Below are 15,561 nucleotides of genomic sequence, written 5' to 3' on the forward strand. Positions count from 1 at the left end.
GGCGCGCAACGCATCACCGATGCGCGCGGAGGTCGATGAAATCCTTCAGCACTTCATGTTCCCGCGTGAAGAAGATCGGCGAGGCCGGCAGGTCGATGAAGCGGTGCTCGTCATCTAGCAGGATCTGGCTGGCGCGCCGACGCTCCTCTACGGGGCCGGCCGGCACTTCGGAGAACCATAGTTCGGCCACGCCATCGAACGGCGGGTGGCCGCCACGGCTGCGCGAGAAACCGGCGAAGGTGGCGTTGTCGAGGGTATGGCACTGGACGTAGCGCTCGATGCCGAGTGTCGGCGCATGTTCCGCGACGAGCGGCGCATGCATGTCACGCCAGTAGGCCTGGAATTCCGCCCGGCTCAGGGACGCGAGCCGCCGGAGGCAGAAGACGATCTTGATCATGGCCGGGCCCTCCCGTCCGGCTCCTGCGTGATGCCGAGCAGCAGCTTGCCGTCATTCTTGCCGGAGAACAGCATCTGCATCGCTTCCAGCGCGTTCTCGATGCCCGGCACGACGTGATCCCGCCATTGGATCTGACCGCCGGCCACCCAGGGCTCCAGCTCGGTCAACGCCTCTTTCGCCTTCGGGAGGTGATCCACAACGACGAATCCCTCGATGCGCAGCCGCCGCATCAGGATGCGCGAGAAGTCGGCCGGTCCCGGCACCGGGCCATCCTTTTCGTAGCTGGAAATCATGCCGCACAGGACAATGCGGCCAAAGGTGTTCATGCGCGTGTAGACGGCTTCCATGATCGCGCCGCCCACGTTCTCGAAGTCGAGGTCGATGCCGTCGGGGCAGAGGCGGTCGAGCGCTGCCCCGACATCTTCGCGCTTGTAGTCGATGGCGCCATCGAAGCCGAGTTCGCCGGTCAGCCAGTCGCATTTCTGCTTGCCGCCCGCGATGCCGATCACGCGTGCACCGCGCAGCTTCGCGATTTGGCCGGCAACGGAGCCGACCGCCCCGGCGGCGGCCGAGACCACGACCGTGTCGCCGGCCTTGACCTGTCCCACGCGCGTCATGCCGAACCAGGCGGTGAGGCCGGTGGCGCCCAGCACGCTCAGCGTGGCCGTCAGCGGCACACCCGGCAGGGGGCTGACGGGCCGCGCCATGCGCGCATCGGTGACGCTGAGTGTTTCCCAGCCGGCTAGGCCCAACTGCACGAGATCGCCGGCCTTGAAGCGTTCGGAGCGGGAGTCCGTGACCACGCCAACCATCGTGCCGCGCATCGCGCTGCCGACTTCGATCGGCGGCAGATACTGTTCCCGGTCGCTCATCCAGATCCGCTGCGTGGGGTCGAGCGAGAGGTAGATATTGCGGACCTCGATCTGGCCTTCGGCCAACCGTGCCGGCCGGTACGCGACGAGTTCCAGGTCCTCCGGTTCGATGGCGCCCTTCGGGCGGCGCTTCAGTTGCCAGCGCAGCGCGGGCTCTTGCACACTCATTGCTTCTCCTTGGCCGGCTGCCCGGCAGCCGGCGTCGTTCCTTGCGGGACGTCCCCTCAGGCCTGTGCCTTGGGAATGAAAATGGACTTGATCTGGGTGAACGACTTCAGCCCCTCCATGCCGTTTTCCACGCCAATGCCGGATTCTTTCTGCCCCGCGAACGGGATGTGCGGCGCGTTCTGCAAGTTCTGGTTGATCCAGACCGTGCCGGTTTCGAGGCGCTTCGCAATCGCTACCGCGTTGTCGACGTTCTTCGACCAGACGGCGCCGGCGAGGCCGTAGTTGCTGTCGTTCGCGCGGCGGATCACGTCTTCCACGTCCGTGAACCGGAGCAGCGGCAGGACCGGGCCGAATGCCTCCTCGGCCACGACGCGCGCATGCTCGGGCGGGTTGTCCACCAGCGTGAGCGGGACGAAGTAGCCGCCGTTGTCGGGCGTCTCGCGGCCGGTGAGCAGCGTCAGGCCCTCGGCGCGGGCTTCGTCGATCAGGCCCAGGAGGCGGCGATGTAGCGGTTCGTTCTGGACGGGGCCGTAGTGGGTGCCCGGCTTCATGCCGTCGTCGACTCTCGCTTCCAGTGCCAGTGCGTGCAGCCGGTCGCGCAGGGCGTCGTAGATATCGTCGTGGATGTACAGGCGCTTGGTGGCCACGCACACCTGCGCGCTGTTGTAGAAGGCGCCGTGGAAGATTTCCCGGGCGACCTGGTCGATGTCGACGTCCGGCATGATGATCGCCACGTCGTTGCCGCCCAGTTCCAGCGTGATGCTCTTCAGGTCGCGCGCGGCGGCTTCCATCACCCGCTTGCCGGTGGCCGTCGAACCCGTGAACGAGATCTTCGCGAAGCCCGGATGGGCGGTCATCAGTGGGCCGAGTTCGTCGCCGCCGGAGAGGACGTTGAAGACGCCGGGCGGGAGGATTTCACGCCACAGCTCGGCGAGCTTGAGCGCTAGCAGCGGCGTGAAGGGCGACGGCTTCATCACCATCGTGTTGCCGGCGAGCAAGGCCGGGCCGATCTTCCACGTAGCCAGCAGGAAGGGGAAATTCCACGGCACGATCGCGCAGACTACGCCGAGCGGTTCGTGGTGGATTTCTACGCGCCGCGCAGGCGTGTCTTCGACCACTTCGACCGGCAGGTCTAGCTTCGCCACGGCCTTCAGCCAGGACGAGCCAAACAGGATTTCCTGACGGGCGGCCTCCAGCGGGCGGCCCTGTTCCAGCGTGAAGAGGCGCGCCAGATCGTCGGCGTGCGCCTTAATCTCGTTGGCCGCCGCGTTGATGACGTTCCGGCGTTCCGCGATCGGCAACGCCTTCCAGGCCGGGAGCGCAGCCTGTGCGGCGGCGACGGCGTCGTCGAGATCCTGTGCCGAGGCGGCCGGCGCGGCCGTGAACGGCTGACCGGTCGCGGGGTTCTTCACGTCAAGGCTGCGCGCCGTCGCGCGTGCCTTGCCGCCAATGGTCAGGGTGTAATCGGAAAAGAAGTCCATGCTTCCGTCTCCATCGAGTCGGGCGATCGGTTCAGAGGGGCGGCCTTACCGGCCGGTAAATGCCGGCGTTCGCTTCTCAGCGAAGGCGCGGGACGCTTCGTGGAAGTCTTCGGTCATCAGGGCCAGCACCTGGGCGTGGTTCTCCACTTCCAGCGCCGCATCGAGGCTGCCGGCTTCCAGGTTGGCCCACATGAGCTGCTTGGTGTGATGGGTCGAATAAGGGCTGTTGCGCAGCACGAGGGCGGCGGTCTCCAGGGCTTGCTCCAGCAGTTGGTCGTCATCGACCGCGGCGGTTACCAGGCCGATGCGCTCCGCCTCGCTCGCCTGCACGGGACGACCGGACAGCATGATCTCGAACGCGCGCGAAGCGCCGATGAGGCGGGGCAGGTGATAGCTGATGCCGCATTCCCCGGCGGTGAGCCCGATCCGCACCGCGCCGACATGGAACGCGGCGGATCGGGACGCCAGCCGGATGTCGGCCGCCAGCGTCAGCGCGAAGCCCGCACCCACGGCGGCGCCGTTGATCGCGGCGATAATGACCTTGGGGCTTGCGCGCAGGCGGCGGACCATGCCGGCGAACAGTTGCTGCCCGCGGTAGTAGTCGGTCACTGAGGCCGGCGCCTCGATCGGCCCGCCGGAACTGTCGGTCAGAGGGCTGGAGAGATCCCATCCGGCACAGAAGCCACGGCCCGCGCCGGTAAGCAGGATTGCCCGGACCTTCTCGTCGCGGGACAGTTCGTCGAGTGCGTTGGAAAGCCGGCGGACGGTCTGCTGGCTGAGTGCGTTCAGGCGTTCGGGGCGGTTCAGCGTCAGCACCGCGACGCCCGGTCGGCTCTTGTCTATCAGGATCTCGTTCTGATCCATACAATCCTCGCTTCTGGAAGATCAACGTGGTGCGCCAGGCGGCGCGGGCCCCCCTCGGGGAAAGGCGACGCGGGATGCGCTTCACAGGCAGCGGCCGGCGGCACTCCACTTGCGTTGTGGAGGCATCTTAGGTTTGTGCATTCGGCACTGGCAATCGTCGCTTTCGACGATCGGGCCGGCGGCGGCGCCGTGCTCTAATTCCGTCGAACTTCCCCGCAAATCCGCCAGAAAGAAGGAGTCACGAACTTGATCACCCTGTACCACTGCAACGACGCGCGATCGTTCCGCTGCCTCTGGCTGCTGGAGGAAATGAAGCTGCCCTACGAGGCGAAGATCATGGATTTCCCGCCCCGGATCCACGCGCCGGAGTACCTGCGGGTGAATGCGACTGGGTCCGTTCCCTGCCTGCAGGATGGCGCGACGACGCTGAACGAATCGGCGGCGATCCTGGAGTACCTGGCGACCCGCTATCCGTCGGGTGGCCTAGCAGTGGCGCGCGACGATGCAGACTACGGCCAGTGGCTGAACTGGCTGCACTTCGGCGAGGCGTCGCTCACCACGCCGCTGGCGACGCTGATGCGCTACGCATACTTCGAGCCGCCGGAGAGGCGCCAGCCGGCTGTCGTGGCGGATTATCGGGAGTTCTTCTTCAACCGCCTCGCCCTCGTGGAATCGGCGCTGCAGCAGCATGACTATCTGGTGGCCGACCGCTTCACCGCGGCGGACATCAGCGTTGGCTACGCGCTGCTGTTGAGCCGGCTGGTCGGCCTGCAACCGGACCTGCCGCCGGCGGTGCTGTCATACTGGGCGCGCTTGCAGGAGCGTCCTGCCTTCAAGGCCGCGAAGCAGGTGCAGAAGGCATGGTCGAGCCGGCAGGCCGAGGCGGCATCCGCCTGATCCTGCGCTGGAATTGAAAAGAAAGCACCTGGTGAACCGGGGCCTGAGAGGAGATTTATGAACGGTACGCTGATCGACGCCATCAAGTGGTGGGCGACGGAACGCCGGGACGAACTGGCGATTGTCACCAGCCACGACGGGGTGACGTATGGCGAACTCGGCACCTGGGCGGACGCTGCGTGTGACTGGCTGGTCGGGCTCGGACTGCAGGCCGGCGATCGGGTCAGCATCTATGCCACCAACAGTCTCGAATGGTGCGTGATGTCGCAGGCGGTAATGCGCGCGGGCGGCCTGTTGGCGCCGGTAAACCCGCGCTTTACGCTTAGCGAGGCGAGCCATGTCGTCGGCCGCTATGAGCCCCGCTTCATCTTCCACGACCAGGATCGGACGGAAAATGCGGTCGCCATTGGCGAGACGGCGCCAGGCATCGGCATCCTGCCGCTGGACGAGATCAGCCGCTTTCGTCACGCGACGCCGGCGGGCCGGCCACGCGACCCGGCGATCGGTCCCGACACGCCGGTCGTCATCATTGGCACGAGCGGTTCCACGGGATACCCGAAGGGCGTGGTTTATAGCCACCGCACCATGCTCGGCGGCTTCGCGGACCTCGCGCTTGCAGCCGCGCGGGCGGTCGAGCACCCGCGCGTGATGGTGTTCGGTCCGCTGTGTACCTCGGCGGGCTACTACGTGCTGACCGAAATGCTGGTGTATGGCGGCACTGCCTACTTTGAGGACAGCTTTGACCCGGCCAAGGCTCTCCGGCGCATCGAGACCGACCGGATCACGATCCTGATGGGCGTGCCGGTCTTCTTCGAGCGCATGGTTGCGTGCGAGTCCTTCGCTTCGACCGACCTGTCGTCGATTCGCATGTTGCAGTCGGGCGGAGCCCGGGTCTCCCGCCAACTGCTGGAAGCGTGGATGCAGCGGGGGCTGGTCTTCCAGCAGATGTACGGCCAGACCGAAGCCGGCGGCTGCGCCACCATCAATCCCGTTGCCGATGCAGTCAAGTTCCCGGAGAAATGCGGGCGTGGCATGCCGCTGACGCGCATCGCCACGATCGACGCCGACGGCAATTTCTGTCCGCCTGGCGTGCCGGGCGAGATCGTCATCAAGGGACCGGCGGTCATGGTCGGCTACTGGTGCGATCCGGAGGCCACCGCGCAGGTGCTGGTCGATGGCTGGCTGCGCACGGGCGACCTGGGCGTGCTGGACGAGAACGGCTTGCTGACCATGCTCGACCGCATCAAGGACATCATCATTTCCGGCGGCATGAACATCTCCGCGGCGGAGGTGGAGCGGGTGATCTCGGAATTCCCGGGGGTCGACGAGGTGGCGGTGATCGCGGCGAAGGACGAGCGCTTCGGCGAGACGCCGATGGCCGCGATCTACGCGCCGGGCGGCATCGAGATACCAGCGCTGATCGCCCACTGCTGCAAGCATCTTAGCGACTATAAGGTGGTGCGCTACGTCGCGGTCCGCGACGAGCCGCTGCCCCGCCTCGCCGCGGGGAAGATCTCCAAGCCGGAATTGCGCAAACAGTACGCCGATGCGCACCTTACATTGCCGAAAGTGCGCTGACGGCGCGACTCCAAACCACCCGTCCCCCTGACAGAGAACAAGATGTCCGCTGAGCACGTTGACGAACTGGCCTGGAATGACAACCTGCTCCTTGGCTACGAGCCGATGGACGCGGTGCATCGCGAATTCGTGGCGCAGATCGCGTCCTTGTCGCAATGCGCCGAGGAAGACCTCGCGGACGGCCTGGCGCGCCTCCACGAGCACCTGAAGGAGCACTTCGATGCTGAGGACGCGCTCATGGTCCAGCACGACTTCCCGCCGCGCGATTGCCATATCGACGAGCATGCGGCCGTCCTGAAGTCGGCGCGGGACGTGCTGGCGCTGGTGCAGGAGGGGGACGTCGCCATCGGCCGGGACTTTGTCGCGCACCTTGCCGACTGGTTCCCCGGCCACACCACTCATCTCGATTCGGCCCTGGCGCACTGGATGGTTAAGCGTCTGCATGGCGGGAAGCCGGTTGTCCTGCGCCGCCACATGAGCTTCGGCCACGGCGAGGCCGAGTTGTCTATATAGCCCCATGCCGGAAGATTCCAGAACCAAGATGACTACTGACGCAAGCCTGCGAACCATGCCGCAACGGGCGGAGTACGGAAACGGTGTCTACGTGCGGTCCCTGCAGATCAGCACCCCGTCACCGGGACAGGTCTGCCTGGCGATGGAGGACATTGGCCACGCCTTCCAGATTTCGCTGACGCACCAGGATGGCGTGGTGACCAGCGTCGGCAGCGCGTGGCACCGGCAGCCGCTCACCAGTTGCGCGGGCGCGGGTAACGCGCTGGAGGTCATGGTGGGCAGCCGGCTGTCGGACAGCCTGTTCGACATTGCCCGCCAGACGGACGCCAGCCAGCAATGCACGCACATGTTCGACATGTTCCGCCTGGCCGCGACGCACGCCTGGCACGACAGGGAAGACCGCCGCTACGACGTGGTCGTTCCCGACAGCCAGGGCGACGATATGGTCGTTGCCACGCTGAGCGTGAACGGCGTGCCGACGTTGAGCTTCACGATGGAGAACGACGAGCGGATCGTGGCGCCGGCGGCATGCCGGGGGCTGAGCGTGTTCAGGGGATTCATGTCGTGGGTGCGCACCAATGTGCCCGCTGACCGGCATGAGCACTACTTCATCATGCAGAAGGCGCTGTTCGTGGCACGCGGACAGAAGATCGACATGGAAGCCACGGTTGGCATGAAGGCGGCCTTGTCCGGACCGCCGGAGGGGACATGCTATGGCTCGCAGGCGGCGCGCTATGGGGAGGCGGTCCGGCTTGCCACGATGCGCCGCTTCGACAAGGATTCGGTCAGCGACGTGCTGACGTTCTTCCGGCCAGGCCAGACGCGGTAGCCGGAGGCGCGACAGGCGCGCCCGTGCGAATCCCAGGGGCGCGCCACTGCACTCAGTCTCGCCGCTTGCTCAGGAATGTATCGAACGTCTCCCGGCCGCTGGGCGGGCGCATGACAGTGGCCAGCGTCAGTTGCTCGGCGTGGAACTGATCATCCAGGCTGCGGCCGATGCCCTCGTCGATCAGGCGCTTGACCCATTGCGTGCCGAGTGGCGGCATTGCGGCAATCTGCCGCGCCTTCTCCAGGGCAGTCTGCAACAACGCTTCGCGTGGCACGACTTCGTGATACAGGCCGATCGCCAGCGCCTCCTCGGCACCCACCACCCGCCCGGTCAGCAGGATTTCCTTGGCGCGCGCCGCCCCCACGATATGCGGAAGCTGCCAGGCGCCCTCGGCAGCGCCATGCACCGCAGCGGCGACGCGGAAGCTGGCTTCGTGGCACGCGACACGGATGTCTGCCGCCATCGCATAGAGCGCGCCGACGCCGTGCGCCAGCCCGTTCATCGCGGCGATCACCGGCTTCGGGTGCCGGGCGATTGCCCGTATGACGGGGCAACGATGGACGGCGGCCAGCAGCATGGCGTCGGCGTCCATGCCTGACATTTCCTTGATGTCGTAGCCTGAGCTGAAGGCCCGTTCTCCCGCGCCGGTCAGCACGATAGCGCGCGCCGTCGCGTCGGTGGCGGCGTCGTGCAGCGCAACCGCCAGCGCATCCGCCAGTTCGACTGTCACGGCATTCATCGCGAATGGCCTGTTGATCGTCAGTTGGACCACGCCGTCGAATGGCCGATGATTGATCAGAGATGGCTCGTTCATCGTTCTGTCTCCAATGGTGGAAATTGTGCATCACGGCAATGCGGAAATTCCGACCTGCCGCGGATTCCGAATCCTATGTCGGATTGAATACCGCGTATCGAGAAATCACGTGTCACCGCGAGAAATCGTCGAAAACGACGAGTGTTACGACCGCCAGACACCTTGACGGAAGCGAAGTAATTCGCCACGTCGTCGACCGTTCATACCCACCTTGTAGCACGCGCGGGAAATCGTCGAAAGGGACGATCGTTTGACGCGCCATCCCTCAGTAACCTACTTCCAGCATTACCCGCGATCTCGCATCGATACCCATTGCACCATCGCGGAAATAGTCCGGAAAGAGACAAGAAGTGAATTCAGAAATGTGCGGTCTGCACAGGAATCGAATTTAAAAGGGTGGGAGACAAAGTGATGGGAGACATTGTGAACAGAAGGGAAGGTGATGGCTGCCGGCGAATGGGCGGCAGTCGCCGTCTCAATGCCGGCCTTCGGATTGCGCTTTCAGGCGCCCTGGTGATGGTCACGGTGCCAGCCCTGTCGATGGAGTTCGACACCGGCGATTCGGACGTGAAGTTCCGCTGGGACAACACGCTGCGCTACAGCCTTGGCAACCGCCTGCAGAATGCGAGCAATAGCATCAACAACGCGGCCGGCTTTCCGTTCGATCAAAGCAATTCGCTTTTCAAGAAGGGCGACTTCTTCACGAACCGGCTCGACTGGCTGAGCGAACTGGACGTGCGGTACAAGGAGTTCGGCGCGCGCGTCAGTACTGCCGCCTGGTACGACGCCTCCTACGGCAGCAACGCCGCGCATACGAACAATCCGTCCGCATACGTGAATGACCGCTTTACGTCGCCGGTCACTCGGTACTACCGCGGCCCGTCGGGCGAAGTCCTCGACGCCTTCGTCTTCGGTCGCGCGGACGTCGGCACGGTCCCGGTCGATGTGCGCCTCGGCAAGCATGCAGTGATCTGGGGCGAGGGCTTGTTCGGGAGCACCAACTCGGTGGCTTACTCGCAAGCACCGTCTGATTCGAACAAGGCCGTGGCCAATCCGGGCGCCTCAGCCAAGGAAACCGCGCTGCCCGTCTGGCAGATGTCGGCGATCGCGCAACTCACGGACGAGGTCAGCGTTGCCGGGCAGTACACGTTTAGCTGGGCCACGAACCGGCTGCCGGAAGGCGGCACCTACTTCGGCGCCGCCGACACCATCCTGCTCGGGCCGAACGTGGGGCGCGAAGGCGCCGTCAACGGGAAGGGCGGCGACATCGGCCTGTCGGCGCGGTGGCGGCCGGACTGGCTCGACCAGGGCACCATCGGCATGTACTACCGAAACTTCGACGAAAAGAACCCCTGGGCATCGCAGCTCGATACGACGACCGGCCTGCGCCGCGCCGTCTATGCACGCGACGTCAACCTGTACGGCCTGAGCCTGGCGAAGGTGGTGGGCGGCGTTTCGCTTGGCAGCGAGGTCTCGTACCGCACCAACATGCCGCTGAACAGCCGGGGCCAGGCGGGGTCCGACTCCTACGGTGCCCGCGGCGAAACATTCCATGCGCTGCTGAATGGCGTCAAGACATTCGGCCAGTCGCCGGTGTTCTCGTCGGCAGCGCTGGCGACCGAACTCGCCATGACGAGTCTGGTCAAGGTAACGGATAACGCGGCGGCTTATCGCGGCAACGGCAATGCGGCGGCCGGGTGCGCCACCACCGACATCGTCGCGGGCTGCTCGACGGGGACGTTCTGGACGTTCGGCGTGTCCTTTACGCCGACGTGGACCCAAGTGTTCCCGGGCGTCGACCTCTCGATGCCGTTGTTCTACTCCATCAATTTCAAGGGATCGGCGCCGACGAACAGCGGCGGCTTCGAAGGCGCGCAGACCGTGAAGGTCGGTCTGTCCGCCGCGGTGTACCAGCGTCACTTCATCGACCTGTCGTTCAACTACTACCACGGCAAGACGGACCCCTCGCGCGGTCTGGTGCTGGGGGCGCCGTACAACGACAAGGCCAACCTGATGCTGACTTATCAAACGTCGTTCTGACGTGCAGACAGAAGGAGACAACATGAAACTACGATCGAAGATCGCCGTCATCGCATCGCTGGCGCTGATTGCCGGCACCGCGCATGCCGCCGTGAGCGCCGACCAGGCGAAGCAACTGGGCTCGACGCTGACTGCCGTCGGCGCCGAGAAGGCCGCCAACAAGGACGGGACCATCCCCGCCTACGAAGGAGGCCTGCCGACCAGCCTCGATCCGTCCGGCTTCAAGAGGGACTCGGGCAAGTGGGTGAACCCGTTCGCCGGCGAGAAGCCGGTGTTCACGATCACCGCGGCGAACATGGACAAGTACGCCGACAAGCTCTCGGAGGCGAGCAAGGCGCTCTTCAAGCGCTTCCCCGATTACAAGATGGACGTCTACAAGACGCACCGCACGGCGAACTGGCCACAATTCTTCCTCGACAAGACGGCACGCAACGCCACCACGGCCAAGCTCGGGAAGGATGGCATGGCGGTCGAAGGCGCCGACGGCGGCATCCCGTTCCCGATTCCGAAGGACGGCCTGGAGGTCATGTACAACCAGCAACTGCGCTACGTCGGCACGGCGGCCAAGGGCTGGGTACGCAATATCTACGTGGACAGCTCGGGCAAGATCGTCCAGTCGGGTGAAGTGCAGTACGACCAGGACTATCCATACAACTGGCCGGCCGACTGGCCGAAGAACGTCGACCGGCAGTCCTTCCTGCGCATGGCGCTGAACTTCACCGGCCCGACCCGCGCCGTGGGCGACGCCAACGTGTGGCAGGACAACACCGACTTCGAGGACAAGCCGCGCCGCGCTTACGCTTACTCGGCCAGCACGCGCCGCGTCCGCCTCGCACCGGACATCTCCTACGACACGCCGATTGCCTCGGCTGGTGGTGTGATGGTCTATGACGACGCCTACATGCTGTCGGGCAAGATGGATCGCTGGGACATGAAGCTGGTCGGCAAGAAAGAGATGTACATCCCGTACAGCACCTACGATGTCCACTTCAACGTCAAGAGCGATCAACTGCTCGGACCGAAGTTCATGAACCCGGATTTCGTGCGCTGGGAGCTGCATCGGGTGTGGGTGGTGGAAGCCACGCTCAAGCCGGGCGCTCGTCACGTCTACAGCAAGCGCGTGTTCTATATCGACGAAGACTGGTCCGGCGCCGGCGTGGCCGACATGTACGACCATGCGGGCAAGATCTACAAGGGCACCTTCATGGGCATGACCCAGCTTTACGACAAGCAGGTGCCGTGGTCGTGGCCGTACTGGACGTATGACTTGTCGACGGGCGCCTATGCCATCGCCTCCGCGGCGGGGGACGGCCCCAACCTCGGCTGGTTCATCCTCGACAAGCCGCACGCCAACTCCAAGTTCGTGCCGGACGCCATGCAGGCGCGCAGCGGACGCTGACCTGCCGGCAATCCACGCAGCAGTGGTCCGGTGCAACCCGGTTGACCGGACCGCTCCCTGAATCTCCCACATCGGTTCGCTCCACAATCGTCTCGAGGTCTTTCATGTATCCAGCGATAAGGATAGGTCTTGCCGCGGCCACGCTCCTCGGCGCTCAACTGGCAAGCGCCGCGCCAAACGTCTTCCTGGACCCGCTGGACCAGCCGGCGCGGATGAGCGTCAATGCCGAGCGTGCCATGCTGGTGGGTGCCACGCGCACCCCGGACGGCCGGCTGGTCGTGGTCGGCAGGCGGGGTGTCGTGCTGACCTCCGATGACAACGGCGCCCACTGGAAGCAGGCGAAGGTGCCTGTGTCGACGGACCTCCTGGCCGTGAATTTCCCGACGGCCACGCAGGGCTGGGCGGTCGGGCATGCCGGTGTGGTGCTTCACACGCACGACGGCGGCCTGACCTGGGAGCGGCAACTCGACGGCCGCACCCTGCCAGACCTGCTCATCAAGCACAGCAAGCCGGCGGCGGACGCCGGCGACGAACGCGCGCGCCGCGACCTGCAGGAAGCGGAACTCTTCAAGGCCGACGGCCCGGGCCGTCCGCTGTTCGACGTGCGCTTCACCGACGCCACGCACGGTATTGCCATCGGCGCCTACAACCTGGCATTGCGCACCGACGACGGCGGCCGCAACTGGCACCCGATCGGCGAACAGATCGACAACCCGCTGAACATGCATCTCTACGGCCTCGCCAGCGCCGCCGGCACGCTCTGGATGGCCGGCGAGCAGGGACTGGTGCTGAAGCAGGACCCGGCCACCGGGCGCTTCGAGCGCGTGGCCACGCCCTATCCGGGCACCTTCTTCGGCATAGCGGGCAATGGCGACGACGTTGCCGTGTTCGGTCTCCGGGGCAATGCCCTGCGCAGCCGCGATGCCGGCAAAAGCTGGGAGCGCCTGGACACCGGCACGCAAAGCAACCTGACCGGCGGGATTTTCCTGGCCGACGGCCGCCTGATCCTGACCAGCGCGGCCGGCGAACTGCTGGAAGCGGGCGCCGCCCCAAACAAGATGAACCGTCTTGCACAAGGCATCCCGGTGCCAGTCTTCGGCGTGAGCAAGACCCGCGACGGGCAACTGCTGCTGACCGGCGCGCATGGCGTGCGCGTGGTCGCGCCGGGTGCGGCCGGCCAGCCGGTCGCCACGGTGGCGGGCGCGATGGCCGCTAGCAACAGCATCAAATCGGAATGAGGTCGCCCATGCATGTACAGCAGAATGGAACGGATGCACCGATGACGGAAGCGACTTCCGCCTTCGATCCCAAATCCGGCAACGTCCTGGAACGCCTGGTCTTCAATCACCGCCCCTGGGTCCTGGCATTGGCGGTGCTGATCACGGTCGTCCTCGGCTTCCTGGCCGCGAAACTGGAAGTCAACGCGAGCTTCGACAAGCTCCTCCCGCAGACCCATCCCTACATCCGCAACTACCTGGAGAACCGCGACGAGTTGCGCGGGTTGGGCAACAACCTGCGGGTGGTGGTTGAGAACACCGAGGGCGACATCTACGACCGCGAGTACCTCGAAGCGATGCGCGCGGTCAACGACACGCTGTTCCTCCTGCCAGGTGTCAATCGCCCCTTCATGAAGTCGATCTGGACATCGGGCGTGCGCTGGGTCGAGGTCACCGAGGAAGGCTATCGGGGCGGCGCGGTCCTGCCGGCGAACTACAACGGCTCGCCGCAATCCATTGCCGACCTGCGGACCAACGTCGGCCGCGCCAACCTGGTCGGCACCCTGGTTGCGAACGACCTGCGCTCCAGCATGATCGTAGTGCCGCTGCTGGATCGCTACGCGGATACCGGCGAACGCATCGACTACGGCCGGCTCGGCCGCGATATCGAGAGCCAACTGCGCGCCAAGTCGGCCAGCCTCGTCCCCGGCAAGCCCGGCAAGATCAAGATCCACGTGGTCGGCTTCGGCAAGCTGGCTGGCGACCTGATCGAGGGCCTGCGCGAGGTGATGCTGTACTTCGCCTTCACGGCGGCGATCGCAGCCGGACTGATCTACGCCTATACCCGCTGCGTCCGCAGCACGGTGCTGGTGCTGTCGTGCTCGGTCGTGGCGGTGGTGTGGCAACTCGGGCTGGTGCGGCTGTTCGGCTACGAGCTGGACCCGTATTCGATGCTGGTGCCCTTCCTCGTGTTCGCCATCGGTGTCTCGCACGGCGCGCAGAAGATGAACGGCATCATGCAGGACGTGGGCCGCGGCATGGACAAGTACGTGGCCGCCCGCTACACGTTCCGCCGCCTCTTCCTCGCCGGCTTCACCGCGCTGATGGCCGACGTGGTGGGCTTCGCCGTGCTGGCAGTGATCGACATCCCGGTCATCCGCGACCTTGCCGTGACCGCCAGCCTGGGCGTGGCCATGCTTGTGTTCACCAACCTGATCCTGGTGCCGACGCTGCTGTCGTACGTGGGCGTGAGCGGCCGGGCGGCGCAGCACAGCCTGCGCAGCGACGAGGCGGCGGATTCCGGGCGCGGCCTCGGCAAGCTGTGGGACCTGCTCGACCGCTTCACCGAACGCCGCTGGGCCCTGCCGACGGTGCTGGCTGCGGCAGCGCTGGCCCTGGGCGGCTTCGTCGTCAGCCTGCACCTGCAAATCGGCGACCTGGACCCGGGCGCGCCGGAACTGCGCGCGAACTCGCGCTACAACCTCGACAACGCCTACATCACTTCGCACTACGGGCTGTCGTCCGACCAGTTCGCGGTGATCGTCAAGTCCGAGCGGGACGGCTGCCTGAAGCCGCAGGTGCTGATGGACATCGACCGCCTGGACGCCACCCTGCGCGACGTGGAAGGCGTGCAGACGACCACGTCGCTGGCCGACGCCGTCGCCAACGTCTCGGCCGGGCTGAACGAGGCGGCGCCGAAGTGGATTTCGGTCAGCCATAACCAGAGCCTCGTCAACACGGCGGTGCTGCGCGCGCAGGACGCCAATCCTGATGTGGTCAATTCAAGCTGCTCGGTGACTCCGGTAGTGGCCTACCTGACGGATCACCGCGCTGACACCCTCGGCCGCGTGCTGGAAGCCACCGAGCAGTTTGCCGCCACCCACGACCGCGCCGACGTGCGCTTCCTGCCGGCGGCCGGTTCGGCGGGCATCGAGGCGATCACGAACATCGTCGTGAAGCAGGCCAATCGGACCATGATCGTCCTCGTCTACCTGTCGGTGATCGTGCTTTGCATGATTACCTTCCGTAGCTGGCGCGCCACGGTCGTGACGATCCTGCCGCTGATCCTGACCTCCATCCTGTGCGAGGCCCTGATGGTCAAGCTCGGCATGGGCGTGAAGGTGGCCACGCTGCCGGTGATCGCGCTGGGCGTGGGCATCGGCATGGACTACGCCCTCTACCTCGTCAGCGCGCAACTGACGCTGATGCGTCAGGGCGCGGACCTGGCGGAAGCCTACCGTGGCGCCGTGCGCTTCACGGGCAAGGTCGTCGCGCTGGTCGGCGTCACGCTGGCCGCCGGCGTGGGTGCGTGGGCGTTCTCTCCCATCAAGTTCCAGGCCGACATGGGCATCCTGCTGACCTTCATGTTCCTGTGGAACATGGTCGGCGCCCTGGTCCTGATCCCGAGCCTTTCGCACTTCCTGCTGAAGAAAGTCCCGGCCAGGCCGCAGGCAGGCGCTGCGCTCAAGCCCCTAGAAGCCAATTGACCGCCA

At 65.6% G+C, this 15,561-nt stretch carries 13 protein-coding genes; 8 read left to right on the forward strand and 5 right to left on the reverse strand.

Annotation, left to right across the window (positions count from 1 at the left end; all coding sequences use genetic code 11):
- Window positions 1–13 precede the first annotated feature (13 nt).
- From AC3WL8_RS00315 to AC3WL8_RS00330, 4 genes are read right to left on the reverse strand one after another with little or no spacing between them, the layout of a single operon-like run.
- On the reverse strand, window positions 14–397 hold the full coding sequence (locus AC3WL8_RS00315) for an EthD domain-containing protein (RefSeq protein WP_492377682.1): 384 nt from the start codon (window positions 395–397) through the stop codon (window positions 14–16).
- Window positions 394–1,437 (reverse strand): NADP-dependent oxidoreductase, encoded by a 1,044-nt coding sequence (locus tag AC3WL8_RS00320; RefSeq protein WP_492377683.1) that lies wholly within the window; start codon window positions 1,435–1,437, stop codon window positions 394–396. Before AC3WL8_RS00320 ends, AC3WL8_RS00315 begins: the two co-directional genes overlap by 4 nt.
- Before the next feature lie 56 nt (window positions 1,438–1,493).
- Window positions 1,494–2,918, reverse strand: a complete 1,425-nt coding sequence (locus AC3WL8_RS00325) for an aldehyde dehydrogenase family protein (protein ID WP_492377684.1) — start codon at window positions 2,916–2,918, stop codon at window positions 1,494–1,496.
- Window positions 2,919–2,963: 45 nt separating this feature from the next.
- Window positions 2,964–3,782 carry an enoyl-CoA hydratase/isomerase family protein gene (locus tag AC3WL8_RS00330; RefSeq protein ID WP_492377685.1) on the reverse strand — a complete coding sequence of 273 codons (819 nt, stop codon included), beginning with the start codon at window positions 3,780–3,782 and terminating at the stop codon, window positions 2,964–2,966.
- A gap of 246 nt (window positions 3,783–4,028) precedes the next feature.
- On the opposite strand from AC3WL8_RS00330, the gene AC3WL8_RS00335 reads away from it, so the two are divergent.
- From AC3WL8_RS00335 to AC3WL8_RS00350, 4 genes are read left to right on the forward strand one after another with little or no spacing between them, the layout of a single operon-like run.
- On the forward strand, window positions 4,029–4,679 hold the full coding sequence (locus AC3WL8_RS00335) for a glutathione S-transferase family protein (RefSeq protein WP_115015594.1): 651 nt from the start codon (window positions 4,029–4,031) through the stop codon (window positions 4,677–4,679).
- A gap of 57 nt (window positions 4,680–4,736) precedes the next feature.
- Window positions 4,737–6,257: a class I adenylate-forming enzyme family protein gene (locus tag AC3WL8_RS00340; protein WP_492377686.1), complete on the forward strand. Its 1,521-nt coding sequence runs from the start codon at window positions 4,737–4,739 to the stop codon at window positions 6,255–6,257.
- Window positions 6,258–6,299: 42 nt separating this feature from the next.
- Window positions 6,300–6,770: a bacteriohemerythrin gene (locus AC3WL8_RS00345; protein WP_492377687.1), complete on the forward strand. Its 471-nt coding sequence runs from the start codon at window positions 6,300–6,302 to the stop codon at window positions 6,768–6,770.
- A 28-nt stretch (window positions 6,771–6,798) separates the two neighbouring features.
- The gene (locus AC3WL8_RS00350) at window positions 6,799–7,599 is read left to right on the forward strand and encodes a DUF2889 domain-containing protein (protein ID WP_492377688.1); all 801 of its coding nucleotides are present in this window, start codon (window positions 6,799–6,801) and stop codon (window positions 7,597–7,599) included.
- A gap of 52 nt (window positions 7,600–7,651) precedes the next feature.
- Here the strand turns inward: AC3WL8_RS00350 and AC3WL8_RS00355 are convergent, their stop codons facing one another.
- On the reverse strand, window positions 7,652–8,413 hold the full coding sequence (locus tag AC3WL8_RS00355; protein ID WP_492377689.1) for an enoyl-CoA hydratase/isomerase family protein: 762 nt from the start codon (window positions 8,411–8,413) through the stop codon (window positions 7,652–7,654).
- A gap of 411 nt (window positions 8,414–8,824) precedes the next feature.
- On the opposite strand from AC3WL8_RS00355, the gene AC3WL8_RS00360 reads away from it, so the two are divergent.
- From AC3WL8_RS00360 to AC3WL8_RS00375, 4 genes are all read left to right on the forward strand, one after another.
- A complete protein-coding gene (locus AC3WL8_RS00360; protein ID WP_492377690.1) occupies window positions 8,825–10,453 on the forward strand; it encodes a DUF1302 domain-containing protein in 1,629 nt (542 codons plus the stop codon).
- A gap of 22 nt (window positions 10,454–10,475) precedes the next feature.
- Window positions 10,476–11,852, forward strand: coding sequence for a DUF1329 domain-containing protein (locus tag AC3WL8_RS00365; protein ID WP_492377691.1), 1,377 nt, complete (start codon window positions 10,476–10,478; stop codon window positions 11,850–11,852).
- 104 nt (window positions 11,853–11,956) lie between these two features.
- A complete protein-coding gene (locus AC3WL8_RS00370) occupies window positions 11,957–13,090 on the forward strand; it encodes a WD40/YVTN/BNR-like repeat-containing protein (RefSeq protein ID WP_492377692.1) in 1,134 nt (377 codons plus the stop codon).
- A 41-nt stretch (window positions 13,091–13,131) separates the two neighbouring features.
- On the forward strand, window positions 13,132–15,555 hold the full coding sequence (locus tag AC3WL8_RS00375) for an efflux RND transporter permease subunit (RefSeq protein WP_492377693.1): 2,424 nt from the start codon (window positions 13,132–13,134) through the stop codon (window positions 15,553–15,555).
- Window positions 15,556–15,561 lie beyond the last annotated feature (6 nt).

This window comes from Cupriavidus sp. FW305-F7 (assembly GCF_058782875.1).

Coding starts and splice junctions, on each gene's coding strand:
- AC3WL8_RS00315 (WP_492377682.1), bottom strand. CDS start 397: ATGATCAAGATCGTCTTCTGCCTCCGGCGGCTCGCGTCCCTGAGCCGG.
- AC3WL8_RS00320 (WP_492377683.1), bottom strand. CDS start 1,437: ATGAGTGTGCAAGAGCCCGCGCTGCGCTGGCAACTGAAGCGCCGCCCG.
- AC3WL8_RS00325 (WP_492377684.1), bottom strand. CDS start 2,918: ATGGACTTCTTTTCCGATTACACCCTGACCATTGGCGGCAAGGCACGC.
- AC3WL8_RS00330 (WP_492377685.1), bottom strand. CDS start 3,782: ATGGATCAGAACGAGATCCTGATAGACAAGAGCCGACCGGGCGTCGCG.
- AC3WL8_RS00340 (WP_492377686.1), top strand. CDS start 4,737: ATGAACGGTACGCTGATCGACGCCATCAAGTGGTGGGCGACGGAACGC.
- AC3WL8_RS00345 (WP_492377687.1), top strand. CDS start 6,300: ATGTCCGCTGAGCACGTTGACGAACTGGCCTGGAATGACAACCTGCTC.
- AC3WL8_RS00350 (WP_492377688.1), top strand. CDS start 6,799: ATGACTACTGACGCAAGCCTGCGAACCATGCCGCAACGGGCGGAGTAC.
- AC3WL8_RS00355 (WP_492377689.1), bottom strand. CDS start 8,413: ATGAACGAGCCATCTCTGATCAATCATCGGCCATTCGACGGCGTGGTC.
- AC3WL8_RS00360 (WP_492377690.1), top strand. CDS start 8,825: ATGGGAGACATTGTGAACAGAAGGGAAGGTGATGGCTGCCGGCGAATG.
- AC3WL8_RS00365 (WP_492377691.1), top strand. CDS start 10,476: ATGAAACTACGATCGAAGATCGCCGTCATCGCATCGCTGGCGCTGATT.
- AC3WL8_RS00370 (WP_492377692.1), top strand. CDS start 11,957: ATGTATCCAGCGATAAGGATAGGTCTTGCCGCGGCCACGCTCCTCGGC.
- AC3WL8_RS00375 (WP_492377693.1), top strand. CDS start 13,132: ATGACGGAAGCGACTTCCGCCTTCGATCCCAAATCCGGCAACGTCCTG.